21 protein-coding genes and 1 pseudogene are annotated in these 26,397 nt (G+C 73.4%); 13 read left to right on the plus strand and 9 right to left on the minus strand.

From position 1 onward, the window contains the following. Positions 1-90: 90 nt before the first annotated feature. From ACWIX3_RS18585 to ACWIX3_RS18595, 3 genes are read left to right on the plus strand one after another with little or no spacing between them, the layout of a single operon-like run. Complete coding sequence (locus tag ACWIX3_RS18585; RefSeq protein ID WP_448608824.1) at positions 91-1,587, plus strand: flavin-containing monooxygenase; 1,497 nt, start codon at positions 91-93, stop codon at positions 1,585-1,587. Further along, a complete protein-coding gene (locus ACWIX3_RS18590; protein WP_448608825.1) occupies positions 1,584-2,579 on the plus strand; it encodes an alpha/beta fold hydrolase in 996 nt (331 codons plus the stop codon). Before ACWIX3_RS18585 ends, ACWIX3_RS18590 begins: the two co-directional genes overlap by 4 nt. Beyond that, a complete protein-coding gene (locus tag ACWIX3_RS18595) occupies positions 2,576-3,424 on the plus strand; it encodes an SDR family NAD(P)-dependent oxidoreductase (protein WP_448608826.1) in 849 nt (282 codons plus the stop codon). The genes ACWIX3_RS18590 and ACWIX3_RS18595 overlap by 4 nt, the downstream gene beginning before the upstream one ends. 94 nt (positions 3,425-3,518) lie before the next feature. On the opposite strand, the gene ACWIX3_RS18600 is transcribed toward ACWIX3_RS18595, so the two are convergent. The 5 genes and pseudogenes from ACWIX3_RS18600 to ACWIX3_RS18620 all read right to left on the minus strand — a co-directional run bounded on the left by ACWIX3_RS18600 (position 3,519) and on the right by ACWIX3_RS18620 (position 9,016). Beyond that, positions 3,519-4,190 carry a GntR family transcriptional regulator gene (locus ACWIX3_RS18600; RefSeq protein ID WP_448608827.1) on the minus strand — a complete coding sequence of 224 codons (672 nt, stop codon included), beginning with the start codon at positions 4,188-4,190 and terminating at the stop codon, positions 3,519-3,521. A 76-nt stretch (positions 4,191-4,266) separates the two neighbouring features. Continuing rightward, positions 4,267-5,106 (minus strand): bifunctional allantoicase/(S)-ureidoglycine aminohydrolase, encoded by an 840-nt coding sequence (locus tag ACWIX3_RS18605; RefSeq protein ID WP_448608828.1) that lies wholly within the window; start codon positions 5,104-5,106, stop codon positions 4,267-4,269. A gap of 294 nt (positions 5,107-5,400) precedes the next feature. After that, the gene (gene gcl, locus ACWIX3_RS18610) at positions 5,401-7,200 is read right to left on the minus strand and encodes a glyoxylate carboligase (protein ID WP_448608829.1); all 1,800 of its coding nucleotides are present in this window, start codon (positions 7,198-7,200) and stop codon (positions 5,401-5,403) included. A 69-nt stretch (positions 7,201-7,269) separates the two neighbouring features. Next, a pseudogene (locus ACWIX3_RS18615) lies at positions 7,270-8,175 on the minus strand (2-hydroxy-3-oxopropionate reductase); the annotation flags it as partial. A gap of 22 nt (positions 8,176-8,197) precedes the next feature. Beyond that, positions 8,198-9,016, minus strand: coding sequence for a hydroxypyruvate isomerase family protein (locus tag ACWIX3_RS18620; RefSeq protein WP_448608830.1), 819 nt, complete (start codon positions 9,014-9,016; stop codon positions 8,198-8,200). Positions 9,017-9,397: 381 nt separating this feature from the next. Between ACWIX3_RS18620 and ACWIX3_RS18625 the strand changes: the two genes are divergently transcribed. The 3 genes from ACWIX3_RS18625 (at position 9,398) to allB (ending at position 13,371) form a co-directional block, all read left to right on the plus strand. Beyond that, positions 9,398-10,936 carry an NCS1 family nucleobase:cation symporter-1 gene (locus ACWIX3_RS18625; protein WP_448608831.1) on the plus strand — a complete coding sequence of 513 codons (1,539 nt, stop codon included), beginning with the start codon at positions 9,398-9,400 and terminating at the stop codon, positions 10,934-10,936. A 32-nt stretch (positions 10,937-10,968) separates the two neighbouring features. Further along, positions 10,969-11,697: an aspartate/glutamate racemase family protein gene (locus tag ACWIX3_RS18630; protein WP_448608832.1), complete on the plus strand. Its 729-nt coding sequence runs from the start codon at positions 10,969-10,971 to the stop codon at positions 11,695-11,697. A gap of 201 nt (positions 11,698-11,898) precedes the next feature. Continuing rightward, positions 11,899-13,371 carry an allantoinase AllB gene (gene allB / locus ACWIX3_RS18635; protein WP_448608833.1) on the plus strand — a complete coding sequence of 491 codons (1,473 nt, stop codon included), beginning with the start codon at positions 11,899-11,901 and terminating at the stop codon, positions 13,369-13,371. Positions 13,372-13,486: 115 nt separating this feature from the next. Here the strand turns inward: allB and ACWIX3_RS18640 are convergent, their stop codons facing one another. Then, the gene (locus ACWIX3_RS18640; protein ID WP_448608834.1) at positions 13,487-14,743 is read right to left on the minus strand and encodes a DUF6986 family protein; all 1,257 of its coding nucleotides are present in this window, start codon (positions 14,741-14,743) and stop codon (positions 13,487-13,489) included. Positions 14,744-15,093: 350 nt separating this feature from the next. On the opposite strand from ACWIX3_RS18640, the gene ACWIX3_RS18645 reads away from it, so the two are divergent. Further along, a complete protein-coding gene (locus ACWIX3_RS18645) occupies positions 15,094-15,834 on the plus strand; it encodes an IclR family transcriptional regulator (protein ID WP_448608835.1) in 741 nt (246 codons plus the stop codon). Between the two features lie 35 nt (positions 15,835-15,869). On the opposite strand, the gene ACWIX3_RS18650 is transcribed toward ACWIX3_RS18645, so the two are convergent. Next, positions 15,870-17,060 (minus strand): site-2 protease family protein, encoded by a 1,191-nt coding sequence (locus ACWIX3_RS18650; RefSeq protein ID WP_448608836.1) that lies wholly within the window; start codon positions 17,058-17,060, stop codon positions 15,870-15,872. A gap of 141 nt (positions 17,061-17,201) precedes the next feature. Here ACWIX3_RS18650 and ACWIX3_RS18655 point away from each other — a divergent pair, with 141 nt between their 5' ends. From ACWIX3_RS18655 to dhaM, 5 genes are all read left to right on the plus strand, one after another. After that, on the plus strand, positions 17,202-17,981 hold the full coding sequence (locus ACWIX3_RS18655; protein WP_448608837.1) for a sporulation protein: 780 nt from the start codon (positions 17,202-17,204) through the stop codon (positions 17,979-17,981). Positions 17,982-18,175: 194 nt separating this feature from the next. Continuing rightward, on the plus strand, positions 18,176-18,787 hold the full coding sequence (locus ACWIX3_RS18660) for a hypothetical protein (protein ID WP_448608838.1): 612 nt from the start codon (positions 18,176-18,178) through the stop codon (positions 18,785-18,787). Between the two features lie 398 nt (positions 18,788-19,185). Then, on the plus strand, positions 19,186-20,187 hold the full coding sequence (dhaK, locus tag ACWIX3_RS18665) for a dihydroxyacetone kinase subunit DhaK (RefSeq protein ID WP_448608839.1): 1,002 nt from the start codon (positions 19,186-19,188) through the stop codon (positions 20,185-20,187). Beyond that, complete coding sequence (gene dhaL / locus ACWIX3_RS18670; RefSeq protein WP_448608840.1) at positions 20,184-20,831, plus strand: dihydroxyacetone kinase subunit DhaL; 648 nt, start codon at positions 20,184-20,186, stop codon at positions 20,829-20,831. Before dhaK ends, dhaL begins: the two co-directional genes overlap by 4 nt. Before the next feature lie 3 nt (positions 20,832-20,834). Then, positions 20,835-21,245: a dihydroxyacetone kinase phosphoryl donor subunit DhaM gene (gene dhaM / locus ACWIX3_RS18675; RefSeq protein ID WP_448608841.1), complete on the plus strand. Its 411-nt coding sequence runs from the start codon at positions 20,835-20,837 to the stop codon at positions 21,243-21,245. A 68-nt stretch (positions 21,246-21,313) separates the two neighbouring features. Here dhaM and betT read toward each other — a convergent pair whose 3' ends face one another. Next, entirely contained in the window at positions 21,314-23,392 is a 2,079-nt protein-coding gene (gene betT, locus ACWIX3_RS18680) for a choline BCCT transporter BetT (protein WP_448608842.1), read from the minus strand. Positions 23,393-23,643: 251 nt separating this feature from the next. On the opposite strand from betT, the gene ACWIX3_RS18685 reads away from it, so the two are divergent. Continuing rightward, positions 23,644-25,173 (plus strand): ATP-dependent DNA ligase, encoded by a 1,530-nt coding sequence (locus ACWIX3_RS18685; RefSeq protein WP_448608843.1) that lies wholly within the window; start codon positions 23,644-23,646, stop codon positions 25,171-25,173. A 25-nt stretch (positions 25,174-25,198) separates the two neighbouring features. Here the strand turns inward: ACWIX3_RS18685 and ACWIX3_RS18690 are convergent, their stop codons facing one another. Further along, positions 25,199-26,377: an FAD-dependent oxidoreductase gene (locus ACWIX3_RS18690; RefSeq protein WP_448608844.1), complete on the minus strand. Its 1,179-nt coding sequence runs from the start codon at positions 26,375-26,377 to the stop codon at positions 25,199-25,201. Positions 26,378-26,397 lie beyond the last annotated feature (20 nt).

Here is a 26,397-nt window from a genome sequence, read left to right on the forward strand (position 1 = left end):
GGCCACCGCGCAGCACCGTGCACCACGCGACGAGCATCATGGTGCACGGTGCAGTGGCGCAAGCGGCGGACACCACGGAGAGTCGGAGGGGTGACCACTCCGCAGACGCCGGTCGAGCACCTCGACGTCCTCGTCGTCGGGGCCGGGATCTCCGGCATCGGGGCCGGGCGTTACCTGAGGACCGAGCTGCCGGCCAGGAGCTTCGCGATCCTGGAGGCCCGCGCGGCCTCCGGCGGCACCTGGGACCTGTTCCACTACCCCGGCATCCGCTCGGACTCCGACCTGCACACCTTCGGCTACGAGTTCAAGCCGTGGCGGGACGAGCAGTCGATCGCCGACGCGCCGCGGATCCTCGCCTACCTCCGCGAGACCGTGACCGAGAACGGCCTGGACGCCTCCATCCGCTACCACCACCGGGTGCTGGCGGCGGCGTGGTCCACCGCCGACGCGCGCTGGCTGGTCGACGTGGAGCGCACCGACACCGGCGAGCGCCTGCAGATCTCGGCGGGCTGGCTGTTCTGCGCCGGCGGCTACTACCGCTACGACGAGGGCTACACGCCGGTCTTCCCCGGCCGGGAGCGCTTCGGCGGCCCGATCGTGCACCCCCAGGCCTGGCCCGAGGACCTCGACTACGCCGGCAAGCGCGTGCTGGTCATCGGCAGCGGCGCCACCGCGGTCACCCTGGTCCCCGCGATGGCGGAGACCGCCGGGCACGTGACGATGCTGCAGCGCACGCCGTCCTACGTCATGCCCGTCCCGCGCAACGACGCGCTGGCCGACCGGCTGCGCGCACTGCTCGGCGAGGAGCGCGCCTTCGCGCTGACCCGGCGCAAGAACATCGCCCGCGGCATCGGCATCTGGAAGTTCTGCCAGAAGCACCCGAAGGCGGCGCGCCGGCTGATCCGCTGGGTCAACACGAAGCAGCTGCCCGAGGGCTTCGACGTCGACACCCACTTCAACCCGCCGTACGACCCGTGGGACCAGCGGCTGTGCGCCGTCCCCGACGGCGACCTGTTCCGCGCGATCCGCAACGGGACGGCGGACGTCGTCACCGACCGGATCGAGACCTTCACCGGGAACGGCGTGCTGCTGGCATCCGGCCGGGAGCTCGAGGCCGACGTCATCGTCACCGCGACCGGGCTGAACGTGCAGGCCATCGGGGGCATCTCGCTGATCGTCGACGGGGAGCCGGTGCACCTGCCCGACACGGTCACCTACAAGGGGATGATGCTCTCCGGCGTCCCCAACTTCGTGCTCGCCATCGGCTACACGAACTCGTCCTGGACGCTGAAGATCGGCCTGCTCTGCGAGCACTTCTGCCGGCTGCTGGCGCACATGGACGCGCACGGCCTCGACGTCGCCCGTCCCGAGCCGAGCGACCCGGACATGCCGACCCGCCCCTTCCTCGACTTCGCCGCCGGCTACATCCAGCGCGCGGTCGACCAGCTCCCCCGCCAGGGCGACCGGATGCCGTGGCTGACGTCGATGAGCTACTCCAGCGACGTGAAGCTGCTGCGCGCCGACAGCGTGACCGACCCCGAGCTGCACCTGTCCCGCTCCGCCGACCGCGCGGCGGTGACCGCGTGACCGAGCTCGCGAGGTCACGCAGGGAGCACAGCACGGCGACGGCGCAGGACACCGACCGCTTCGTCGAGCTCCCGGCCGGCCCGCGCCTGTGCCACCGGGTCGACGGGCCGGACGACGGGACGCCGCTGCTGCTCGTCGCGGGCCTGGGCCTGGACCTCACCTCGTGGCCGCAGCGGATGGTCGACGGCTTCGTCGCGCGCGGGTTCCGCGTGGTCCGCCTGGACAACCGTGACGCCGGCCGCTCCTCGCGGAGCGAGCACCCGCCGCCCGGCCGGGCGCGGCAGCTGCTGGCCCGGCCGCGGCCGGAGGCCTACGACCTCGCCGACATGGCCGCCGACACGGTCGGTCTGCTCGACGCCCTGGGCATCGAGCGGGTGCACCTGGTCGGCATGTCGATGGGCGGGATGATCGCCCAGACCGTCGCGGCGAGGCACCCGGCGCGCGTGCTCAGCCTGACGTCGATCTTCTCCACCACCGGGCGCCGCCGGGTCGGCCAGCCGGCCCGCTCGACGCTGCTGCGGCTGGCGAAGGCCCCGGCCCGCACCGTCGAGGAGTCCGTCGAGCGGCACCTGGCGATGCTCGGGCACATCGGCTCGACGACCTTCCCGCCGGACGAGGAGCTCGAGCGGGCCTGGGCGGCCGCGGTGTGGGACCGCTGCGGCGGCCCCCGCGCCGGTGCACCGGTGGCGCGGCAGATCGGCGCCATCCAGGCCTCCGGCGACCGGACGGCGGAGCTGGCCCGCATCACCGCGCCGACGCTGGTCGTCCACGGCGACCGCGACCTGATGGTGCACCCGACCGGCGGGCGGGCCACCGCCGACGCGATCCCCGGAGCGCGCCACGTCGAGGTCGCCGGCATGGGCCACCACCTGGCTCCCGGCGTCGTCGACCGGCTCGTCGAGCTCACCACCGACCTCGCCCGCGCGGCGGGCACGACCGACCTGGTCCGCTCCGCCGGTGCGCCGGCCCCCACGACAGGAGACCCCCGATGAGCGGCGTGCGTGGCAAGGTCGCCGTCGTCACCGGCGCCGGCTCCGGCATCGGCCGGCAGCTCGCGTTCGAGCTGGCCCGGCGCGGCGCGCGGCTGGCGCTGTCCGACGTCGACGAGCTGGGCCTGGGCGAGACCGCCGACCGGGCGAAGGCGCTGGGCGCCGCGGCGCACACCGCCCGGCTCGACGTGAGCGACCGCGCGGCCGTCGAGGCGTACGCCACCGCGGTGGCCGGGCACTTCGGCGTCGTCCACCAGGTCTACAACAACGCCGGCGTGGCCGGCGGCGGCACCGTGCTCGACAGCACCTGGGCCGACTACGACCGGGTCCTGTCGATCAACCTGTTCGGCGTCATCCACGGCACCAAGGCGTTCCTGCCCCACCTGGTCGCCTCCGGCGACGGCCACGTCGTCAACGTCTCCAGCCTCAACGGGATCATGGGCCAGGGCGGCATGACGGCCTACTGCGCCAGCAAGTTCGGCGTCCGCGGCTTCACCGAGAGCCTGCGCAGCGAGCTGCTCGCCGCCGGGCACCCGGTGCAGGTCAGCGTGGTCCACCCGGGCGGGGTGCGGACGAACATCGCGAACGCGGCGTTCGAGCACGCGAGGGCCCAGGGCGCGGAGGTCACGCCGGCCGACGAGGCCCGCCGCCGCGCCTACAACGAGAAGCTGCTGAGGATGCCGCCGGAGCAGGCCGCGCGGATCGTCGTCGACGGGGTGGAGGCCGGCCGGCCCCGCATCCTCGTCGGCAACGACGCCAAGGTCGTCGACCTGCTCGTCCGGGTGGCGCCGCGGCTGTACCCGGTGCTGGTCGCCCGCGCGGAGCGCCGCTTCACCGGCGGCGCCTGACCTGCTCCCGGACGGCGGGGCGGGGCCGGCGAGCCCGACTGCGGCGTCGCGTCCGCCGACCCGGTCCCGCACCGGTGCGCCGCCGGGCCCGGGATCAGTCCGGCATGCCGTCGAGGACCATGTGCCGGCTGGCGCGCACGTGCGCCAGGGCGACCGCCGCGGCCAGTTCGGCGTCCCCCATCGCCAGCGCCGCATACAGCTGCTCGTGCTCGGCCTGGACCCGGTCATGGTCGCTCGTCTGGCGGAACAACCAGCGCAGGCGCCCCGTCAGCGGCTCGAGCACCGCGCGCAGCGAGTCGTTGCGCGACAGCTGCAGCAGCGTCTCGTGGAAGGCGGTGTTGGCCGTGCCGGACCAGGAGTGGTCGCCCGCCTCGACCGCTCGCCGCCCGTCCTCCACGACCGCCGCCAGCCGAGCCAGCCCGTCCTCGTCGATCCGCTCGGCGACGAGCCGGGCCGCGAGCGTCTCGAGGACCTGCCGGATGTCGAAGAGGTCGGCGACGACGGCTCTGGTCAACTCCCGGACGACCGCGCCGCGCCTGGGCAGCAGCTCCACGAAGCCCTCGCTCTCCAGAGCCCGGAGCGCCTCGCGGACCGGCACGCGCGAGACCGCGAACTCCTCGGCGAGGTCGCGCTCCACGAGCCGGGCTCCCGGACCCCACCGTCCCTCGGCGATCCCGGCGCGAATCTTCTCCCGGAGGACGTCCCGCAGGGGCTGGTCACCGAGGATCGTCACGGGCACCGACGTCGACTCGGCTGGCGCGTTCACACGCTGATCGTCCCTCGTCTCCCCCGTTCGGGGGCGGCCGGTACCCGACGAGCCGACCCCGACGGGGTGCTAGCGGTCAGACGAACTGCCGGCTCAGCTGCACGTGCCGGTTGACGTCCTTGTACAGCAGGTACCGGAAGCGGCCGGGACCGCCGGCGTAGCAGGCCTGCGGGCAGAAGGCGCGCAGCCACATGAAGTCCCCGGCCTCGACCTCGACCCAGTCCTGGTTGAGCAGGTACACGGCCTTGCCCTCGAGCACGTACAGCCCGTGCTCCATCACGTGCGTCTCGGGGAAGGGGATCACGCCGCCGGGCTCGAAGTTGACGATGTTGACGTGCATGTCGTGCCGCACGTCGGTCTGGTCGACGAAACGCGTGGTGGTCCACGTGCCGTGGGTGTCGGGCATCGGCACGGGCTCGACGTCGCGCTCGTTGGTCACGAACGCCTCCGGCACGTCGACGCCGTCGACGCGCTGGTATGCCTTGCGGATCCAGTGGAAGCGGGCCGGCTCGTCCTGCTCGTTCTGCAGCGTCCACGTCGCACCCGGCGGCAGGAACGCGTAGCCGCCCGGCTCGAGCCGGTGGTCAGCCCCGCCGATGGTGAGGTGGAGCGTCCCCTCCACGACGAAGAGCACCGCCTCGGCGGCCGGATCGTTCTCCGGCCGGTCGCTGCCCCCGCCGGGAGACACCTCCACGATGTACTGGGAGAAGGTCTCGGCGAAGCCGGACAGCGGCCGGGCGATCACCCACAACCGCGTCCTGTCCCAGAAGGGCAGGTTGCTGGTGACGATGTCGGTCATCGTCCCTCTCGGCAGCACCGCGTACGCCTCGGTGAACATGGCCCGGTTCGTGGTGAGCTCGGTCTGCCCGGGCAGCCCTCCGCGCGGTGCGTAGTACGGGCTCCTGGTCGTCGTCACGCTGACCCTCCTCGTCGTGGGGACCGCTCGGCGGCCCGGTGCTGGTGTCGGTGCGATGGTCCACGCCGCTCCCCGGAACGGGGAGCGGGAGCGGGGCGGCCCGCGGCCCTCGGCGTCGAGCAGCCGAGCCCACCAGCAGGCCGGGACGGGCTCGGTGGGACCGCCCGCCACGTGCGCGACGACCTCGGCGGCCGCCAGGCTGCGCCCCGACGCGTCGGGTGGGACGACGACGCGCACGGTCACTCCCCTGGGGCGCGGCCTGGGCGCGCCGGCCCGACCGGTCCGGCGGGGCCATCAGTCCAGGTACTGCATCTGGTCGAGATCGAGCGCACTGACCGCGGTCGGGGCGAGTTCGCGCTGATCGGCGAGCTCCTCGAACTCGACGATGCCGTCGATCTCGGTGCCCATCGAGACGTTGGTGACCCGTTCGAGGATGATCTCCACGACCACCGGCACCCGGTGCTGCGCCATGAGCTTCTTCGCCTCGTCGAAGGCGTGCTGGATGTCCTCGGGGTCGTGCACCCGGATGGCCTTGCAGCCCATGCCCTCGGCGACCTTGACGTGGTCGACGCCGTAGCCCTGCACCTCGGGCGAGTTCTGGTTGTCGAAGCCGAGCTGCACGCAGTAGTCCATGTCGAAGGCCCGCTGCGCCTGGCGGATCAGCCCCAGGTAGGAGTTGTTCACCAGCACGTGGATGTAGGGCAGCTGGAACTGCGCGCCGACGGCCAGCTCCTCGATCATGAACTGGAAGTCGTAGTCGCCCGACAGCGCCACGACGGTGGCGTCCGGGTCGGCGACACAGACGCCCAGCGCCGCCGGCAGGGTCCAGCCGAGCGGGCCGGCCTGGCCGCAGTTGATCCAGTGCCGAGGGCGGTAGACGTGCAGGAACTGGCCGCCGGCGATCTGGGAGAGGCCGATCGTGCTGACGTAGCGGGTGTCCCTGCCGAAGGCCTTGTTCATCTCCTCGTACACCCGCTGCGGCTTGATCGGCGTGGTCTCGAAGTGCGTCCGGCGCAGCATGTCGTGCTTGCGCTGCTGGCACGCCCGGACCCAGCCGCCACGGTCGGGCAGCCGCCCGGCGGCCTGACGCTCCCGGGCCACCTCGACGAAGTGCCGGAGCGCGGCGCCCGCGTCGGACACGATGCCGAGGTCGGGCGCGAAGACCCGCCCGATCTGAGTCGGCTCGATGTCGACGTGGACGAAGGTGCGGGCCCCCCGGTAGACGTCGAGTCCGCCCGTGTGACGGTTGGCCCACCGGTTGCCCACCCCGAGCACGAAGTCCGACTCCAGCATCGTCGCGTTGCCGTACCGGTGCGCGGTCTGCAGACCGACCATCCCGGCCATCAGGGGGTGGTCGTCGGGGATGCTGCCCCAGCCCATGAGGGTCGGGACGACCGGGACGCCGACCAGTTCGGCGAACTCGACGAGCAGCTGCGCAGCGTCGGCGTTGATGATGCCGCCGCCGGCCACGATGAGCGGGCGCTCGGCAGCTTCGAGCATGTCCAGCGCCTTCTCCACCTGCCCGCGGCTGGCCCGGGGCCGGTAGACCGGCAGCGGCTCGTAGGCCTCGATGTCGAACTCGATCTCGGTCATCTGGACGTCGAACGGCAGGTCGAGCAGCACCGGACCGGGCCGCCCCGACCGCATGAGGTGGAAGGCCTGCTGGAAGGCGCCGGGCACCTGGGCCGGCTCGAGCACGGTCATCGCCATCTTCGTCACGGGCCTGGCGATGGCGGCGATGTCGACCGCCTGGAAGTCCTCCTTGTGCAGCCGGGCGACCGGCGCCTGCCCGGTGATGCACAGGATCGGAATGGAGTCACCGGAGGCTGAGTACAGCCCGGTGATCATGTCCGTGCCGGCCGGCCCGGACGTGCCGACGCAGACCCCGATGTTGCCGGCTTCGGCCCTGGTGTAGCCCTCGGCCATGTGCGAGGCGCCCTCGACGTGCCGGGCGAGCACGTGCTGGATGGCACCGCTGGCCCGCAGGGCGCCGTAGAAGGGGTTGATGGCCGCGCCGGGAACGCCGAAGACGTGCGTGACGCCCTCCCGCTCCAGGATCTGCACGGCCGCTTCGATGGCACGCATGCGAGGCATGGGTGTCTCCTGTCTGGCGTGGCCCCGTGGCGGGGCATTCGGGTGGAGGCTCTCGGGGAGCCGGAGGCGTCAGCCGCTGCGGCGGCCGGACAGCTGCTCGACGAGCAGCAGCAGGGCGGAGTGGTCCAGCGATCCGTGGCCCTCCGCGCGCAGCGCACCCATGAGCTGGGCCACCAGGGCACCGACGGGGATCGCCACGCCGGCCTCTCGCGCGGCGCCGGTGACGATGCCGAGGTCCTTGTGGTGCAGGTCGACCCGGAATCCGGGCGTGAACTGGCGGGCGATCATGCCGGCCGCCTTGCGGTCGAGGATGCGGTTGCCGGCCAGGCCGCCGGCGAGGACCTGCACCGCGGCCCCGGTGTCGACGCCGTGGGCCTCGAGGAAGACCAGGGCCTCGGCGACGAGCTCGATGGTGCCGGCCACGATGAGCTGGTTGGCGGCCTTGACGGTCTGGCCGGATCCGGCCGGACCCACGTGGACGACGGTCGAGCCGACGGCTTCCAGGACCGGGCGGGCGGCGGCGACGTCGGCGTCCTCACCTCCGACCATGATGGAGAGGCTGCCCTCGATGGCGCCGGCCTCGCCGCCGGACACCGGCGCGTCGACGGCCCGGAGGCCCCGGGCCCGCGCGGCCTCGGCCAGCCGGACGGACACGTCGGGGCGGATGGTGCTGGCGTCGACCAGCAGCGTGCCGGGCTTGGCGGAGTCCAGGACGCCGCCCTCCCCGAGGACGACGCCTTCGACGTCGGGGGAGTCCGGCAGCACGGTGAGGACGACGTCGACGTCCCGGACGGCCTCGGCGACGTCGCCGGCCGCGCGCCCGCCCTGCGCGACCAACTGGTCGACCTTGTCGCGACTGCGGTTGTAGCCGACGACGTCGAAGCCGGCCTTGAGCAGGTTGGCGGCCATCGGGCCGCCCATGATGCCGAGTCCGATCACCGCGACGATGGTCATGGCAGCTCCTTGTCCAGGGTGGGTACGCGGGCGACAGCGGTGTTCAGCGGGCCGACCGGCTGGCCTCGGGCAGCCAGTCCAGGCCCTCGACGGTGCCGGCCCGCGGCTTGTACTCCAGCGCGACCCAACCGTCGTATCCGGAGGCGGCCAGCTGGTCCAGGTAGCCCTCCAGGTCCAGTCGGCCGGTACCGGGCTCGTTCCGGCCGGGAGCGTCGGCGATCTGGACGTGCGCGATCCGATCGGCGTGGCGTGGGATGACCGCGTCGAGGTCGTCGCCGTTGACCGCCAGGTGGTACAGATCGCAGAGGAAGCCGAGATCCGCCACGCCGGTCTCCCGCTGGACGCGGTCGATGACGGCGACCACGTCGTCGGCCGTGAGCAGTGGGTAGCGCGGCGCGCCGCTGACCGCCTCGACCAGGACCGTGCCACCGATCCGCGCCGCCGCGCGACCGGCCAGGGCGAGGTTCTCGACGGCGAGTTCGTCCTGCTCCTCGGGGGTCGCCTGGTCGACGCGGTTGCCGTAGAGCGCGTTGAAGGCCCGGCAGCCCAGCCGCTCGCCGATGCCCACGGTGACCTCGACGCTGTCCCTGAACTCCGCCGAGCGGGCCGGCCAGGACACCAGGCCGCGGTCGCCGCTGGGCATGTCGCCGGCGAAGAAGTTCAGCCCGATCAGGGAGACGCCGGCGTCCTCGATCGATCGCACGAAGGCATCGACGGCACCGTCGGCAGGAACGGCCTCGGTGAACGGCCACCAGAACTCGACGGCGTCGAAGCCGGCCTCGCGAGCCGCTCCAGGCCGATCGAGGAGGGGGAGCTCGGAGAAGAGCATCGACAGGTTGGCCGCGTACCGACGAGGCGTCATCATCCGCACCTTTCCGTCTGGCGGAAGTTATGTTCCTTAAGATGAAACATAGCTTTTGGTATACGTGACGTCAACCACAGGCTCCGCCAGCCCCTGGAGCCGGACACCTCCCAGTGCATCGGGAACCCGGTTCACTGGCCTCCTCATGGGGTGCCTTCCGGGTCACGGGGAGAGCTCGGTCATCGTTGGGGCGGTCGCGACAGTCATCCGTTCGCGGCCGATCCGCTGGACCCAAAGATGAAGGTGCTGGTTGACGCAACGTCTGTTCCGCAGCCTGGAGTTGATCTTTCGCATCGCGAAACCGGGCCTTGACAGCGCGGCTTGATGTGATGCAGGTTACGCGGCGAGACCCAGTTTTCGTATACGAAACGGAGTCACCCGATGAGCGGAGCATCCCCCTCCGGCGGCCCGGCGAAGAGCGACACCATCGTGGGACCGTCTGCGGTCCTGCACGGCCCTGCCGGGACGGTGCCCGCCGGGGTCGACCCCGGCCTCTACAACGAGGACCTGGCACCCACCAGGCGGGAGGGCCGGACCTGGAGCTCCTACAACATCTTCGCGTTGTGGGCCAACGACGTGCACAGCCTCGGCAACTACGCGTTCGCCATCGGGCTCTTCGCCCTCGGCCTGGGCACCTGGCAGATCCTCACCGCCATCGGTGTCGGCGCCGCCCTGCTGTTCCTGCTCCTGACGCTGTCGGGCTACATGGGCGTCAAGACCGGCGTGCCGTTCCCCGTCATGAGCCGGATCAGCTTCGGCGTCCGCGGCGCGCAGATCCCGGCCCTCCTCCGTGGGGGCGTGGCGATCGTCTGGTTCGGCATCCAGACCTACCTCGCGGCGCTCGTCGGCAACGTGCTGCTGATCGCACTGTTCCCCTCGCTGGAGTCCCTGACCGCGAGCAGCACCCTGGGGCTGTCGCACCTGTCGTGGATCTGCTTCAGCATCCTGTGGGCGGTACAGGTCCTGATCGCCTGCTACGGCATGGAGATGATCCGCAGGTACGAAGCGTTCGCCGGACCGGTCATCCTGGCCACGTTCGTGGCGCTGGCCCTGTACGTGTTCATCCAGGCGGGGGGCTCGATCGCCTGGTCCCCGCCCGACGAGCTGCGCGGGACCGAGATGTGGATCCAGATCCTGGGCGGCGGCGCCCTCTGGGTCGCCATCTACGCGACGTTCGTCCTCAACTTCTGCGACTTCACCCGCGGCGCCAAGTCCAAGAGGTCCGTGGTCCTGGGCAACCTCTGGGGGATCCCGGTCAACATGCTGTTCTTCGGTCTGGTGGTCGTCGTCCTCACCGGCGGCCGCCTGGCCATCGACGGGCGCGTGATCACCAGCCCGACCGACGTCGTGGAGTCGATCGGCAGCACCCCGCTGCTGGTCCTCGCCTGCCTGGCGCTGCTGACGCTGACGATCGCGGTCAACCTGATGGCGAACTTCGTCGCACCCTCGTTCGCCCTCGCCGCGCTGATGCCGCGCAGGCTGGACTTCCGTCGCGCGGCGATCGTGTCCGGGGTCATCGGCTTCGTCATCCTGCCCTGGAACCTCTACAACAGCCCGGCGGTCATCCTCTACTTCCTCGGCGGCCTGGGCGCCTTCCTCGGCCCGCTGTTCGGCATCGTGATGGCTGACTACTGGCTGCTGCGCCGGCAGCAGGTCAACGTCCCGGAGCTGTACACCTACGCGGCCTCCGGCGAGTACTGGTACCGCAACGGCGTGAACACGCGGGCCATCGTCGCACTCATCCCCTCAGCGGCCATCGCGCTGCTGTTCGCCTTCGTCGAGGGCCTGGGCACGTTCGCCGCCTTCTCCTGGTTCATCGCGGCCGGCCTCGCTGCCCTCATCTACTACGTCATCGCCGACCGCACACGCACCTTCACCGACGTCGACGGTGAGTCCATCGCCGTCGCCGTGCGCCACTGAGCCAGCCGACACCGCCCGAAGGGACAGGAACGATGCGGATTCTCGTGGTCAACGTCAACACCACCGAGTCCATGACCGAGGGCATCGCGGAGCAGGCCCGCCGCGTGGCACTGCCCGGAACGGAGATAGTCGGGCTCACCCCGGCCTTCGGGGCGGAATCGGTGGAGGGGAACCTGGAGAGCTACCTGGCCGCGGTCGCCGTCATGGACCGCGTCCTCGCCTACGACGGACCGTTCGACGCCGTCATCCAGGCCGGCTACGGGGAGCACGGCCGGGAGGGGCTGCAGGAGCTGCTCGACGTCCCGGTCGTGGACATCACCGAGGCCGCGGCCTCGACGGCGATGTACCTGGGGCACCGATACTCCGTCGTCACGACCCTGGACCGGGCGGTGCCCCTCATCGAGGACCGGCTGCTCCTCGCCGGCCTGGACCGCCGCTGCGCCTCGGTCCGGGCCAGCGGCCTGGCGGTCCTCGAGCTCGAGGCCGACCCCGAGCGCGCGGTCGAGGCCATCGTGGAGCAGTCCGCCGCAGCGGTGCGCGACGACCACGCCGAGGTCATCTGCCTCGGCTGCGGCGGGATGGCCGAGCTCGAGTCGGCAGTGCGAGCGCGCACCGGGGTGCCCGTCGTCGACGGGGTCGCGGCGGCGGTCACCGTGGCCGAGTCGCTGGTGCGGATGCAGCTGAGCACCTCGAAGGTGCGCACCTACGCGCCGGCTCGGACGAAGAAGATGACCGGGTGGCCCGTGACCGGGGGTCGGTGAGGGATGTCCGGGCCCCCCGACCCAGACCCCACAGAGGAACAGCACCACCTGGCGGGTCCTGACCAGGCCCCCCGCTCCACGGCGCTCGACCGGGACCCCGAGCCCACCACGGTGGACGCCGGGCTGCTCCTCGAGCAGTCGAGCGCGCAGACCGGCTGCCCGCAGCCGAGCTCTCCTCACCACCCGACCCAGGAGCGACCGATGCCCGATGGTGAACCCCTCCAGCAGTTGGCGGCCGTCAACGACCCCGCGACGATCCTCGAGCAGCTCGCCCGGTTGCGCGCCGAACGAGGAGAGGACGTCGCCGCCGACCCCACGCTGGGCGTCAGCGCGCGGTCCGAGGGCTTCGACCTGGTCGTCCGGGGCGCCCGGATCCTGACGACCGCGGGGATCGTCGCCCGGGAGATCGGCGTGACCGACGGCCGGATCACCGCCCTGGAGCCCCTCGGCTCGGGCCTGCAGGGGGACGCGGTCGTCACCCTCGCCGACGACGAGACCCTCATCCCCGGCCTGGTGGACGCGCACGTGCACGTGAACGAGCCCGGCCGCACCGACTGGGAGGGCTTCACCACCGCCACGAAGGCCGCCGCGGCCGGCGGCGTCACGACCATCCTGGACATGCCGCTGAACTCGATCCCGTCGACGGTCAACCGCCCGGCGTTGCAGCTCAAGCAGTTCATCGCGGCACCACAGGCCTTCGTCGACGTCGGCTTCTGGGGCGGGGCCGTGCCGGGCAACAAGGAGTACCTCCGCGAGCTGCACGACGACGGCGTGTTCGGGTTCAAGTGCTTCCTGCTCCACTCGGGGGTCGATGAGTTCCCCCCGCTGGGGCCGGACGACCTCGAGGAGTACCTGGAGGTCTTGCACAGCTACGACGCGCTGATGATCGTGCACGCCGAGGACTCGCGCTCCATCGACCGCGCCCCGGATCCCCAGGGCGACGTCTACGAGCGCTTCCTGGCCTCACGACCCCGCGGTGCGGAGAACCTGGCGATCGCCGAGGTCATCGAGCGGACCCGCTGGACCGGCGCCCGCACCCACATCCTCCACCTGTCGTCGTCCGACGCCCTGCCCATGCTGCGCACCGCCAAGGCCGACGGGCTGGACCTGACGGTCGAGACGTGCCCGCACTACCTGACCCTGGTGTCCGAGGCCGTGCCGAACGGCGGCACCGCGTACAAGTGCTGCCCACCGATCCGTGAGACGAGCAACCGCGAGTTGCTCTGGGAGGGGCTGCTCGAGGGCACCATCGACTACATCGCCTCCGACCACTCCCCCTCCACCCTGGACCTGAAGGACCTGCAGAACGGGGACTTCGGCGTCGCCTGGGGAGGGATCGCCTCGGTCCAGCTGGGCCTGGCGGTGGTCTGGACCGAGGCGCGGCTGCGGGGCCTGGGCCTCGAGCAGGTCGTCGAGTGGATGGCCGCCCGGCCCGCCGACCGGCTCCGGCTCCGGTCCAAGGGACGGATCGCACTGGGATACGACGCCGACCTGGCGGTCTTCGCGCCCGACCAGGCCTTCGTGGTCGACGCCGGCAAGCTCCACCACCGGAATCCGCTGACCCCGTACCACCAGAAGACCTTGTCCGGCGTCGTCCGCCGCACGTTCGTCCGGGGCACCGAGGTGGACTACCAGACCCCCCACGGGCGGCTCATCCGTCGGGGGATCGACTGACGCAGGGGGATCCGCCGGCCGGGTCGTCGGTGGTCGTCCGCCCGGGGCCGGTGGTCGAGGGCGACGTCTTCGCCGACCCGGCGGCCCGACCGGGCCACGCGGGTCCTGCGACCCGTCACGCGCGCGCCCGACCGGCGAGCACCTCGAGCTCTGCTCGCTCCACGCCGGTGCCGGCGACCGCCTCGTCCACCGTCACGGCTCCGCAGTCGAGGCCACGCAGGATCGCACCGGCGAGCGCCCTCGCGGTGGCGGGCTCGTCCATGACGTCGCTCTGGGTCTGCTCGAGGTAGGCCCGGATCCGGGCGGACGCCGCGGGCAGAGCGCCGCGGAAGAAGGCATAGGTCGCGAGATAGCGGGTGGGCAGGTGCCCGGGGTGCATGTCCCACCCCTGGTAGTACCCCCGCTCCAGCGAGCGGGTCACGAGCCGGGCGTGCAGTCGCCACGCGGTCCTGACCGCATCCGGCCCGCCGACGGGCACCACGTTGGTCGAACCGTCCGAGAGCCGCACACCCGTTCCCGCCGCGGCGACCTGCATGACCGCCTTCGCGTGGTCGGCGGCCGGGTGCTCGAGGCTCTGGTGCGCCGCCGCGATGCCCAACGCAGCGCTGTAGTCGTACGTGCCGTAGTGCAGGCCCACGCAGCGACCGGCGGACGCGCCGATCATGCGCGCCACCGTGACGGTGCCGTCCGCGGCCACCACGGCCTGCGGGGTCTCCACCTGGATCTCGAAACGGAGGCGGCCGGGCGGCAGACCACAGGCGGACTCCAGCCGGTGGCAGACCTCCACCATCGCCGCCACCTGGTCCACCGAGGTGACCTTGGGCAGGGTGAGCAGGAACCCCTCTGGGACGCCCCCGTCGTCGACGAGCCCGGTGAGCACCAGTTCGAGCGTCCGCAGACCGCGACGCCGGGTCGACTCCTCGAAGCTCTTGAAGCGGATGCCCACGAACGCCGGCCCACCCTCGGCCCGCGCCGTCGCCGCCAGCGCCGTGGCGGCGGCGGCCGCCGCCCGATCCTCCTCGTCGTCGGCGCGGGTGCCGTAGCCGTCCTCGAAGTCCACACGCAGGTCCTCGACCGGTTCCCGGCCCAGCTTCGCCCTCACGCGGTCGTACACGTCCTCCACCGAGGCCACCGGCATGCCGGTGGCCTCGGCCAGCGCCGACGCCGTGGGGGCGTGCGCATCGAGCAGGTCCAGGGCCGCCCGACCCCAGTTACGGGGGACCTCGGCGGTGAACTGGTCGGCGGGCACGTAGACGGTGTGCACCGGCTGGCGGCTGCCCGTCTCACCGGGATAGCAGCGGCGCAGCCGCTCGTCGGCGTCGGCGAGGCGCTCGTCCAGCAGGTCGGCCAGTCCATCGCTGGGTCGGGTCATGGCTGTGCTGCTCCTTGTCCAGAGGCTGAGGGGACGGTCGGCCGCGGCCGGGCCCGAGGGGTCGACTCCGCTGGGACCACCGCGCTCACCGTGGCCGAACGTGGGTCGTGGCGCTCACGGTGGTGCGCTCGACGGTCCGTCGTGGCCGTCGCCGAGGTCCTCCGCGATGGCGGTTCGGACGCGGGCGACGTCCATGGCTCCTCCTCGCGAGACGCAGAGTCCCGCCATGCGGACGGGTGATATCGCGTGACGGAAAGCGAGCATTCAGGTTTTATCGCATGCTGTAAAGTTCTTTCCGTCATGTGGACATGGGTGGTGAAGCCGTGAGTTCCGGTGCACCGTCCACCGGGGTGCAGTCCGTCAGCCGCGTCCTCGACGTCCTGGAGGCGGTCGCCGCTGCCGGCGGCGAGTCGTCGATCAGCGAGATCGCAGCGGCGTGCGCGCTGCCGGTGCCCACGATCCACCGGCTCGCCCGCACCCTCGTGGACCGGGGCTACATGCGCCAGTTGCCCAACCGCCGGTACGTGCTGGGCGCGCGGCTGGTACCCCTCGGCGAGGCGGCGGGGGCGAGGCTGGGAGCCTGGGCCCGCCCCGTGCTCGAGTCGGTGGTCGCCGAGCTGGGCGAGTCGGCCAACGTCGCCACCCTCGACCGGGACCGGGTCATGTACGTCGAGCAGGTGGCATCCCACCACTCGATGCGCATCTTCACCGAGGTCGGCAGGCGCGTGTACCCGCACAGCACCGGTGTCGGCAAGGCCGTGCTGTCCCTCCTCCCCGACGAGCAGGTACGGGCCATCCTGCTCCGCACCGGGATGCCGGCACAGACGGCACACACCATCACCGACCCCGATGCGCTGATCACGGCTCTGCACGAGATCCGCCGTGTCGGCTACGCGATCGACGAGGGTGAGCAGGAGGACGGCGTCCGATGCGTGGCCGTCCCGGTCCACGCTGCCACGGTGAGCATGGCCGTGTCGGCGTCCGGGCCCGCTGCCCGGATGACCCCGGACCTCGTCGCTCGCGCCATCCCGGTGCTCACCGCGGCCAGCCGCGACCTGGCCGCCGAGCTCTCCGAGCGCTCGACGGCCTGACCTGACCGGTCCGGCCTGGCGCCCGGCCGGACCGGTCAGGGCCGGCCGGGGTCCGGCACGCGGGCGACGTCGGCCCCGCCCCCCGCCGACGGATACCGGTCGAAGGCGGCGAGGTCGGCCAGCTGGAGGGTGCGGGCGACGTCGCTCGGTGAGACGACGCCGACGACCCCGCTGCCGTCGAGGACGACCGCGCGGCCGTCGGTGCACCCCTCCAAGCGCGGCAGCAGCTCGGTCAGTGGCTCGTCGGGCCGGGCGACCGGGATCTCCGGCGGGGGGCAGGCGACGTCCCGGAGCCGGGTCGTGGCCCGGGCCGCGGGCGGCACCGAGCGCAGCCGGTTGAGCGTCACGAGGCCGACCAGTGCGCCGGAGCGGTCGACGAGCGGATAGGTGCTGTAGCGCCGCACCATGGCCACCTCGTGCAGGAACCGCTCGACGGTCAGGTCGGGGTCGGCGACCAGCGCGGGGCTGCTCATGACCGCACCGACGGTCAGCCCGCCCAGCCGGCCGGACACCTGCGCGTGCTGCTCCTCGGCGGTCGCCGCGTTCACCACGAACAGCCCCACGAGGGCCAGCCACAGCCCGCCGAACCCCCGGCCGGTGACCAGCTGCAGGAAGCCCAGCGCGATCAGGGCGAAGCCGAAGACCCGGCCCGCCCGTGCCGCGGTCACCGCCGAGGACCACGCATCGCCGCGGAGGCGCCACAGGAGCGCGCGCAGCAGCCGCCCGCCGTCGAGAGGGGCGGCCGGGACGAGGTTGAAGACGGCGAGCACCACGTTGATGCCGGCGAGGTACTCGAGGACGGCCACCGGCAGACCGTCGGCCCCCGCGAGCCGCGCCAGCATGGCGCCGGCGCCGAGGAGGAGGCCGAGGACGAGGCTGGTGAGGGGGCCGACGCCGGCGATGCGGAATTCCGCCCCGGGCGTGCGGGCCCCTCCCCTCAGCCGGGCCACACCCCCCAGCAGCCACAGGGTGATGCCCTCGACCTCGACCCCGTTGCGGCGAGCCACCAGGGCGTGGGCCAGCTCGTGCGCCAGCAGCGAGGCCAGGAAGGCGACGGCGGCCGCCAACGCGGCGACGACGTACGCGGGGGCGCCGCGACCGGGCAGCACCAGGGGGAACCGGCCGAACGCCAGGCCCCCGGCGATGATCAGGACGATCACGAGGACACTGGCGTTCACGCCGACGCGGATGCCGGCGATCCGGCCCAGGCTGAAGGTCTCGCTCACGTCGCCCTCCTCGGGAACGGTGTCGGCGGGAGGTCCATGCGGACCCCGGTGCCCTCGCCACGAGCGGTGACACCCGGACGAGCCCCGTGACAGGCTCCGGTCGACATGGTCCAGCCCCACCCCTGCGAACCAGGAGGACCGATGGCCTTCCGCGGCATGATGGCGCGCCTGGGCTCCGGCGGCGCCGGCGTCGAGACCGTGCTCGACCAGCCGGAGACGACGCCGGGCGGCACCGTCACCGGCACGGTGCACGTCACCGGGGGCACCGTCGCCCAGGACGTCACCGAGGTCCGCGTCGCGCTCCAGGCCACCGTGGAGGTGGAGAGCGGCGACTCCTCCTGGCGCGAGGAGGTCACCTTCGGCACCGCCGTGATCGCGGGCGCAGCGCGGATCGAGCCGGGTGAACGGCGCAGCGTGCCGTTCCGCCTGCCGGTCCCCTGGCAGTGCCCGGTCACCGCGATCGACGGCTGGCAGCTGCGCGGCATGCGCGTCGGCCTGCGCACCCGGCTCGACATCGCCGGCGCGGTCGACCCCGGCGACCTCGATCCGGTGACCGTCCTGCCGCTGCCGGTGCAGCGCACCGTGCTGCACGCCCTGGACGGCCTGGGCTTCGCCTTCCGCGGCGCCGATGTGGAGAAGGGCCGCATCCGCGGCAGCGAGCTGCCCTTCTACCAGGAGGTCGAGTTCACCCCACCCCGCGGGTTGCGCGGCCGGGTCAACGAGCTGGAGGTCACCTTCCTCGCCGACCCGCAGGGTGTGGACGTGGTGTTGGAGGTCGACCGGCGCGGCGGGCTGCTCACCGAGGGGCGCGACGTCGGCGCCCGGCTGCGGCTGGGCCACTCCGACACCGACGTCCGCTCCGTGGCCGCACACCTGGACGCCGCCATCCGGCAGCTCGGCGGCCGCCGCGGCTGGTTCTGAGGCCGGGCCGCGCGGCGCCGAGGACCGCACCCGCTGGGCGTCGACGGGCGGTCCATCACGATGCGGTGACGAGAGCGGTCGGACGTGCGCATCGCCCCGCGGGCCGGGCAGGAGGAGTGCGTTCGCAGGGGGTCCGCCGTGCCGGCCGCAGTGGCCCGCACGGGTCCCCCGACCTCCCGGAGGAGGCCGCTCCGATGACCGCCCGACCGTCACTGCCGTCCCCCCGCACCCGCCTGGTGGCCGCTTCCGCCGTCGTGCTGCTCGCGCCGACCGCGTGCGGCGGCGCCGAGGAGCAGGGGCCGCTCTCCGACGATCCCGCCGAGGTCGAGGGCGGTGCGGTCGGCCCCGACGTGCGGCTCGGCGACGACGTGGAGCTGCAGCAGGTGCAGCTCGAGTGGCCGCTGGACGGGGTGTACGAGCCCGGCGAGGACGCTCGGCTGTTCATGGCGCTCACCAACACCGGCGGCGAGCCGGTGACGCTCACCGGGATCAGCGGACCGGACTTCGGCGGGGTCCGGGTCGAGACCACCGAGGGCCAGCCGCTGCCGCTCATCGTGGACGCCGACGACACCCTGTACGTGGGTGCGGAGGGGCCGCCCGACGTGATCCTGCTCGACCTGGGGCGGGAGCTGCGCTCGTCGCAGTCGATCCCCGTCACGTTCACCTTCGGTGCGGCCGGTGAGGTGACGATCGACGTGCCGGTGTCGGCCGAGGGCCAGGCCCCGACCCCGCCGTTCGACTTCCCGGACGAGGACCCCGACCAGGACCCGACGGAGGACGCTCCCACGCCGTTGCCGACGAACTGAGCTGTCCGGACCGCACCGTCGCCGGCGAGTTCCACGACGCGGTCACCGGGTCGGGGCCCCGCCGCGTCCTCTCCGACCCCGCAGGTCAGCGATGTGGCGCGGCGAGGTCGGCCGGTCGGGCCAGGACGAGGACGTCGGGACGCGGTGCGCGGAGAGCAGGTCCAGGCGGCCGGGCCGGCACGGGGACGTCGGGACACGGTGAGCGGAGGCCGCGGCCGGGCCGGGCGGCGAACGCCGGACCGGGGGCGACCGGAGAGCACGGACCGGGCGGCGAGCGACTCGGCGCGGAGGGCACCGGGCGGCGGCGGCCCGGCCTCGCTTGTGCCCGTCGGGTGCACCCTCCTAGCCTCCTGCCCCGTGACCCGCGTCACCGGGCACGCCGAGGTCAGGAGGCTGCGATGAAGAAGCTCATCAACGACCCCGCCGACGTCGTCCCCGAGGCGTTGCGCGGCCTGGCCGCGGCGCACCCGGAGCTGCGCGTCGACCACGAGAACCGCGTCGTGTTCCGCGGCGACGCCCCGGTGCGGGGCAAGGTCGGCCTGGTCTCCGGCGGCGGCTCGGGGCACGAGCCGATGCACGCCGGCTTCGTCGGCGCCGGGATGCTCGACGCGGCGTGCGCCGGGGAGGTGTTCACCTCGCCGGTCCCCGACCAGGTGGTGGCGGCGACCCGCGGCGTCGACGGCGGCGCCGGGGTCCTGCACATCGTGAAGAACTACACCGGCGACGTCATGAACTTCGAGATGGCGGCGGAGCTGGTGGCCGCCGAGTCCGACACCGAGGTCGTCGCGGTGGTCACCGACGACGACGTCGCCGTCCAGGACAGCCTCTACACCGCCGGCCGGCGGGGCGTCGGGGTCACGGTCCTGCTCGAGAAGTTGGCCGGCGCCGCGGCCGAGGAGGGCCGGCCGCTGGCCGAGGTCGCCGACGTCGCCAAGCGGGTCAACGCCAACGGCCGCAGCATGGGCATGGCGCTCACCTCCTGCACCGTCCCCGCCGCCGGCCGACCGACCTTCGACCTGCCGGACGACGAGATGGAGATCGGCATCGGCATCCACGGCGAGCCCGGCCGCCGCCGCGTCCCGCTGGCGCCGGCACGGGAGGTCGCCGAGATGCTGCTCGAGCCCGTCCTCGCCGACCTGGACATGACCGGCGGCGACGGGGTGATCGCCTTCGTCAACGGCATGGGCGGCACGCCGCTGCTCGAGCTCTACCTCATGTACGCCGAGGTGGTCGCCGTGCTGGAGAAGGCGGGGGTCGGCGTCGCCCGCAACCTCGTCGGCTCGTACATGACCAGCCTCGACATGGCCGGCTGCTCGGTGACCCTGCTCAAGGCCGACGACGAGCTGCTGCGGCTCTGGGACGCCCCCGCGCGCACCCCGTCCCTGCGCTGGGGCGCATGAGCGCCGTCGACGCCGCCGCGCTCACCGCCTGGGTCCGGGAGTTCGCCCGGCTGGCGCACGAGCAGCGCGACGCGCTCACCCAGCTCGACGCGGCCATCGGGGACGCCGACCACGGCGCCAACCTCGACCGCGGCCTGACCGCGGCCGTCGCCGCCCTCGAGGCCCAGCCCGCCGACGACCCCGCCGCCGTCCTCAAGACGGTCGCGACGACGCTGATCAAGACGGTGGGCGGCGCCAGCGGCCCGCTCTACGGCACCTTCTTCCTCCGCGCCGCGGGCGCCCTCGACGTCGGCACCGACCCCACCCACCACGGCCGCGCGCTCGCCACCGCGGTGCGCGCCGGGTACGACGGCGTCGTCGCGCGGGGCAAGGCCGAGCGCGGGGACAAGACGATGCTCGACGCGCTCGGCCCGGCGTGCGACGCGCTCGACGAGGCACTGGCCGCGGGCGGGTCCCTGGACGAGGCCCTGGACGCAGCCGCGGAGGCCGCTGCGGCCGGACGCGACGCGACCGAACCGCTGGTCGCCCGCAAGGGTCGGGCCAGCTACCTCGGCGAGCGCAGCGCCGGACACGTGGACCCCGGCGCGGCCTCGGCGACGCTGCTGGTGCAGGCCGCCGCCACCGCGCTCAACGGCGAGGGCTGAGCGGTGCCGGTCGGGCTGGTGGTCGTGTCGCACAGCCGCGCCCTCGCCGACGCCGCGGTCGAGCTCGCCCGCGGGATGCTGCCCGGCCGGGAGCTGGCCGTCGGGGTGGCGGCCGGGGACGTCGACGGCGGCCTCGGCACCGACGCGACGGCGATCGCCGACGCCGTCGCCGCGGTCGACAGCGGGGACGGCGTCGTCGTCCTCATGGACCTCGGCAGCGCCGTCCTCTCCGCCGAGACCGCGCTGGAGCTGCTGGACGACGACGTCCGCGAGCGGGTCGTCCTCTCCCCCGGACCGCTGGTCGAGGGCCTCGTCGGCGCGGCGGTCACCGCCGCTGCGGGTGCCGACCGGGACCGCGTGGCGGCCGAGGCGCTGCGCGGCCTGGCCCCGAAGCAGGCCCACCTGTCCGGTTGACAGAGGACCCCCTTGCCCCCCGGCACTCGCGAGCTCGCGACGGGCCCCTGCACGGGGGCCGGGGTCCTTCAGTCGCGGATCGGCTGCTCGGCGCTCGGCCGGCGGGGAGCGAGGATCGGCTCCTGGAGACGGAGGAGCTCGAGGTACCGCTCGTACTGGTCCAGGACGTCGTCGATGAGCTGCGAGTGGGTGTAGCCCAGGACGTCGTGGCCCAGCGCTCCCTCCCCCGCCTGGGCCTGCAGCCGCGGGTACGTGTCCCCGTCCGCCCGGGCCCGTCGTCCGTGGCCGAGGACCGGTAGCGCCCGGAGGCGGAGCCGGTAGTGGAACGGGTGCTCGCCACCGAGGTCCGCGGTGAGCTCGGTCCACGACTCGTCCAGGGCGCCCGACCGCCGCACCTGGACGTCGATGCCCTGGCCACGCAGCTCCGCGGCCACCTCCCGGAGCGCCGGCACCGCCACCTTCTCGAGGTAGTCCTCGGCGGAGCTCTCACCGGCGAAGGCCATGGCCCGCCCCCGCCGCACCCGCCACCCGGACGGTTCGCGCCCGTCCGCAGGCGCGCTGAGCAGCCGGCCCGACAGGCCGGCGAGGACGGGCCGGCGGCCGGCCGCCCGGAGGGACTCCAGCCGCAGCGCCCGGTAGAGGCCGACCATGACCAGCACCATCACGAACGCGAACGGCAGCCCCATGATGATCGTGGCGTTCTGCAGTGCAGGAACACCGCCCACGATGAGCATCGCGGCAGTGAGCAGCCCGGTCGCGACGGCCCAGAAGATGCGCAGGCCCGCCCCGGCGTCGTCCTTCGGTCTGCGCAGGTGGGCGGACAGGTTGGCCATCACCAGGGCGCCGGAGTCGGCCGAGGTGACGTAGAAGAGCAGGCCGACGAAGGTCGCGACCGCGCCGACGAACGGGAAGGCCGGGTAGTCCATGAGGAGGGTGTAGAAGCCCTGTTCGGGCGTGTTCATGGCCAGCTCCCCGAAGGCCGCGTCCCCGCCGCGCACCCGGTCGATGGCACTGTTCCCGAAGATCGAGATCCACATGACGACGTAGCTGAACGGGATGATCATCGTCCCGGCCACGAACTGGCGGATGGTGCGCCCCCGGGAGATGCGGGCGAGGAACAGGCCGACGAACGCCGCCCACGCGGTCCACCAGGCCCAGAAGAACAACGTCCAGGCGTTCAGCCACTCGGCCGGGCGGTCGAAGGCGAAGGTCTGCATCGTCAGGCTCGGGAAGCTGCTGACGAAGTCCCCGATGTTGAGGACCAGCCCGTTGAGCAGGAAGGTCGTCCTCCCCGCGAGGAGGACGAAGACGGCCAGGCCGATGGCCAGCAGGACGTTCAGCTGCGAGAGCCGCTTGATCCCCCTGTCGATCCCGCTCACCGCCGACACCGTGGCCGCCGCGACAGCGAGGACGATGAGCCCGATCTGCGCCGCACGCCCCTCCGGGATGCCGAAGAGCACCCGCAGGCCGAAGTTGAGCTGCACGACGCCGATGCCCAGCGACGTGGCCACCCCGAAGATCGTCCCCAGGATTGCGGCCAGGTCGACGCCGTGCCCCAGGGCGCCGTGGATCCGCTTGCCGAAGAGGGGGTAGAGCGCGGAGCGGATCGCCAACGGCAGGTTCCGGCGGTAGGCGGCGTAGGCCAGCGCCATCCCCATCAGCGCGTACATCCCCCATCCGGTGATGCCGTAGTGGAAGAGCGTCCACACGGTCGCCTCGCGCGCCGCTGCCACGGTCTCCCCCTCGCCGACCGGCGGGGCGAGGTACTGCGTCACCGGCTCGGCGACCGCGAAGAACATCAGGTCGGTGCCGATGCCGGCGGCGAAGAGCATGGAGGCCCAGGCGAAGGTGCTGTACTGCGGCGTCGAGTGCTCGGGCCCCAGCTTGGTGCTCCCGTAGCGGGAGATGCCCAGGAACAGCACGAAGACCAGGACAGCGGTCGCGAACAGGATGTAGAACCAGCCGAACCACTCCGACGTCCAGCCCACCAGCGCGCCGATGGCGTCCGCGGCCGCGGCCGGGGCGACCATCGCCCAGAGGGCGATCAGCACGACACCGGTCGCCGCGCCGTAGAAGACCGGGCCCTTGAGCCTGGTCGGCGGCTCGGGGTCGGTGGTGGCCCCCGGGGAGGCCGCTCGTTCACTCATCAAGGAACTCCAGGGCGGGTCGTACTGCACGGGCGGATGGAGCGGCGGGCCGTCGGCGGACGGCGGGTGGACGTCGAGGACGTGAGCTGCTCGCTCCCGAGGACCGGACGGCATCTTCTCCCGACGAACGGCACCAGGGCCAACAGGAGGACGTCGGACCCGCTCTCCGGCGACCGCTCCGGAGCAGCCGGGACGACCGCTGCGTCCCCGTTCCGCCGCAGCCCGTCGGACCCGGCTGCCACCATGTCGCCGTGCTGTTCGCCGACGTCGTCGCCGCCTCCGCCGCGGTCGCGGCCACCCGGTCGCGCACGGCGAAGGCCGCGGCCATCGCCGACCTGCTGCGCCGGGCGGACGGCGACGAGGTGCGGGCGGGGACGGCGTGGCTGGCCGGCGACACGCTGCAGGGCCGGCTCGGGGTCGGCTGGCGGACCCTCACCCGTCTCGAGCACGACCCGGCCCGGCATCCGCAGCTCACCGTCGCCGATGTCGACCGTGCCCTCGCCGGGCTGGCGGGCACCACCGGCGCCGGCTCGGCGGGCAGGAGGGAGGCGCTGCTCGAGCGGCTGCTCACCGCCGCCACCGCCGACGAGCAGCGCTTCCTCGTCCGGTTGCTGACCGGTGAGCTGCGGCAGGGCGCGCTCGAGGGCGTCGTCCTCGACGCGATCGCCACGGCGGCCGACGTCCCGGCCGCGGCGGTGCGGCGGGCGTTCATGCTGTCGGGCAGCCTCCCGGAGACCGCCGCCACCGCCCTGGCCGGCGGCACGGGCGCGCTCGGGGCCGTGCAGCTGCGGGTGGGCCGCCCGGTCCGGCCGATGCTGGCCGCCCCCGGCTCCTCGCTGGACGCGGCGCTGGCCGACCTCGGCGACGAGGTCACGGTCGAACACAAGCTGGACGGCGCGCGCATCCAGGTGCACCGCGACGGCGACGTCGTCCGCGTCTGGACCCGCACGCTCCGCGAGGTGACCGACGGGGTCCCCGAGCTGGTCGCGCAGGTCCGGTCGCTGCCGTGCCGCTCCGCCGTGCTCGACGGCGAGACCCTCGCGCTGGACGACGACGGCCGGCCGCGCGCCTTCCAGGACACGATGAGCCGCTTCGGCAGCGCCGCCGACGAGACGGTGCTGCTCAGCCCGTTCTTCTTCGACCTGCTGCACCTCGACGGGCGTGACCTGCTCGACGAGCCGCTGGCCGTCCGCCTCGACGCGCTGGCGGAGCTGGTGGCCGGCGAGGAGCACGCCCCGCTGCGGATGCCCGGCGTCCGCCGGCCCACCCCCGAGCAGGCCGCCGAGGTTCTCGACGGCGCGCTGAGCGCCGGGCACGAGGGGGTGGTCGTCAAGGCGCTCGACGCGCCCTACGCCGCGGGCCGTCGCGGGAAGGCGTGGCAGAAGGTCAAGCCGGTGCACACCCTCGACCTGGTGGTGCTCGGCGCGGAGTGGGGGTACGGCCGGCGCTCCGGGAAGCTGTCGAACATCCACCTCGGCGCCCGCGACCCCGACGGCGGCGAGCCGGTCATGGTCGGCAAGACCTTCAAGGGGATGACCGACGAGCTGCTGGACTGGCAGACGCAGACCTTCCCCGAGCTGGCCCGCGAGCAGCCCGGGTGGGGCCTCCTCATGAAGCCGGAACTGGTCGTCGAGATCGCCCTGGACGGCGCCCAGCGCAGCCCCCGCTACCCCGGCGGCGTCGCGCTGCGCTTCGCCCGCGTGGTCCGCTACCGGCCGGACAAGTCCCCCGCCGATGCGGACACCCTCGACGCCGTGCGCGCGCTGCTCGGCGGCGGCTGAGCACCGGCGCGGCGGGAGGAGCGCCTCAGGCGGGGACCGCGGGGGCGTCCCAGTCGACGGAGTGCGCCCGCATCCACGCCTGCGGGTCCCGGCGCCGCAGCACGAACGGCATGAGCAGGTCGCGGGCGACCCGGCCGACGGCCGGGGGCGACTTGGCGCTGCTCGTGCGGAAGCCCTGGGCGACGACCCGCTCCGCCCGCGCCCGGCGCAGTCCCTCGAACGTCCGGAGCGCCGTGGGGAGCGGCAGGTCGCGCAGGCAGCGGGCCAGCACGACGGCGTCCTCGACGGCGAGCGAGGAGCCCTGGCCCGCCGCCGGCGAGGTCGCGTGGGCGGCGTCCCCGATCAGCACCACGCGCCCGGCGGACCACCGGCGCACGGTCGGGACGTCGTACGTCGTCCACCCGCGCAGCGGGCCCGGCGTGGCCTCGACCAGGGCGAGGACCGGCGACCGGTCGCCGCGGTGCAGGTCGGACAGCCGCGCGCGCCACTCCGCGTCCGAGGTACCCGCCACCTCGCCGGCCGGCGGCTCGCGGGTCAACGGCGGGTTGGCGAACCACCAGGTGCCCCCGGACGGCGCCACGAGGTACCCGGCGAACGCACGCCGGCCGAACACCATCGTCAGCCGGCCCACTTCGGCACCGGGCGGGACGTGGTCGGAGTACCCCGCGGTGTTGAGCACCGGGACGAAGCGGGGCGCCGCAGCACGGGGGTCGACCAGGGCCCGGACGGTCGAGTGGACGCCGTCGGCCCCGATCAGGAGGTCCGCCGACTCCGCCGTGCCGTCGGTGAAGACGGCCGTCACGGCGGAGCCGGTGCAGCGGACGTCGGCCAGGCGGGAGCCGTAGCGCACCTCGACGCCGCGGCGCAGCGCCTCGGCGTGGATCGCCCGGTAGAGGTCCGCCCGCCGCATCGACAACCCGGAGCCCCCGCCGGGGCCGGCCGTGGGGAGGGCGCCCAGCACCTTGCCGGTCCAGCTGCGGAACTCGATGACCGGCGTCGGGAAGCCCACGTCGGCGACCGCCTGCTCCGCACCGATCGCCCGCAGCGCGTCGAGTCCGTTGGCCTGCAGGCCGAGCCACGCGCCGACGTCGCCGGCCGGGCCCGCGTGCGCCTCGTGGACGGTGGCCTCGATGCCGGCCCGCTGGAGTGCCATCGCCGCCACGGGGCCGGCCACCCCGCCGCCGACGACGATCGCTCGGGTCATCTCGGCACCTCCTGCCGTCG

The organism is Geodermatophilus sp. URMC 60 (assembly GCF_053502585.1).

Bases quoted from the DNA above. Each gene is read 5' to 3' on its own strand.
- ACWIX3_RS18660 (WP_448608838.1), top strand. From the start codon at position 18,176: ATGACCGCCCGACCGTCACTGCCGTCCCCCCGCACCCGCCTGGTGGCC.
- allB (WP_448608833.1), top strand. From the start codon at position 11,899: ATGCCCGATGGTGAACCCCTCCAGCAGTTGGCGGCCGTCAACGACCCC.
- gcl (WP_448608829.1), bottom strand. From the start codon at position 7,200: ATGCCTCGCATGCGTGCCATCGAAGCGGCCGTGCAGATCCTGGAGCGG.
- dhaK (WP_448608839.1), top strand. From the start codon at position 19,186: ATGAAGAAGCTCATCAACGACCCCGCCGACGTCGTCCCCGAGGCGTTG.
- ACWIX3_RS18595 (WP_448608826.1), top strand. From the start codon at position 2,576: ATGAGCGGCGTGCGTGGCAAGGTCGCCGTCGTCACCGGCGCCGGCTCC.
- ACWIX3_RS18640 (WP_448608834.1), bottom strand. From the start codon at position 14,743: ATGACCCGACCCAGCGATGGACTGGCCGACCTGCTGGACGAGCGCCTC.
- ACWIX3_RS18620 (WP_448608830.1), bottom strand. From the start codon at position 9,016: ATGACGCCTCGTCGGTACGCGGCCAACCTGTCGATGCTCTTCTCCGAG.
- ACWIX3_RS18655 (WP_448608837.1), top strand. From the start codon at position 17,202: ATGGCCTTCCGCGGCATGATGGCGCGCCTGGGCTCCGGCGGCGCCGGC.
- ACWIX3_RS18690 (WP_448608844.1), bottom strand. From the start codon at position 26,377: ATGACCCGAGCGATCGTCGTCGGCGGCGGGGTGGCCGGCCCCGTGGCG.
- ACWIX3_RS18630 (WP_448608832.1), top strand. From the start codon at position 10,969: ATGCGGATTCTCGTGGTCAACGTCAACACCACCGAGTCCATGACCGAG.
- ACWIX3_RS18625 (WP_448608831.1), top strand. From the start codon at position 9,398: ATGAGCGGAGCATCCCCCTCCGGCGGCCCGGCGAAGAGCGACACCATC.
- betT (WP_448608842.1), bottom strand. From the start codon at position 23,392: ATGAGTGAACGAGCGGCCTCCCCGGGGGCCACCACCGACCCCGAGCCG.
- dhaL (WP_448608840.1), top strand. From the start codon at position 20,184: ATGAGCGCCGTCGACGCCGCCGCGCTCACCGCCTGGGTCCGGGAGTTC.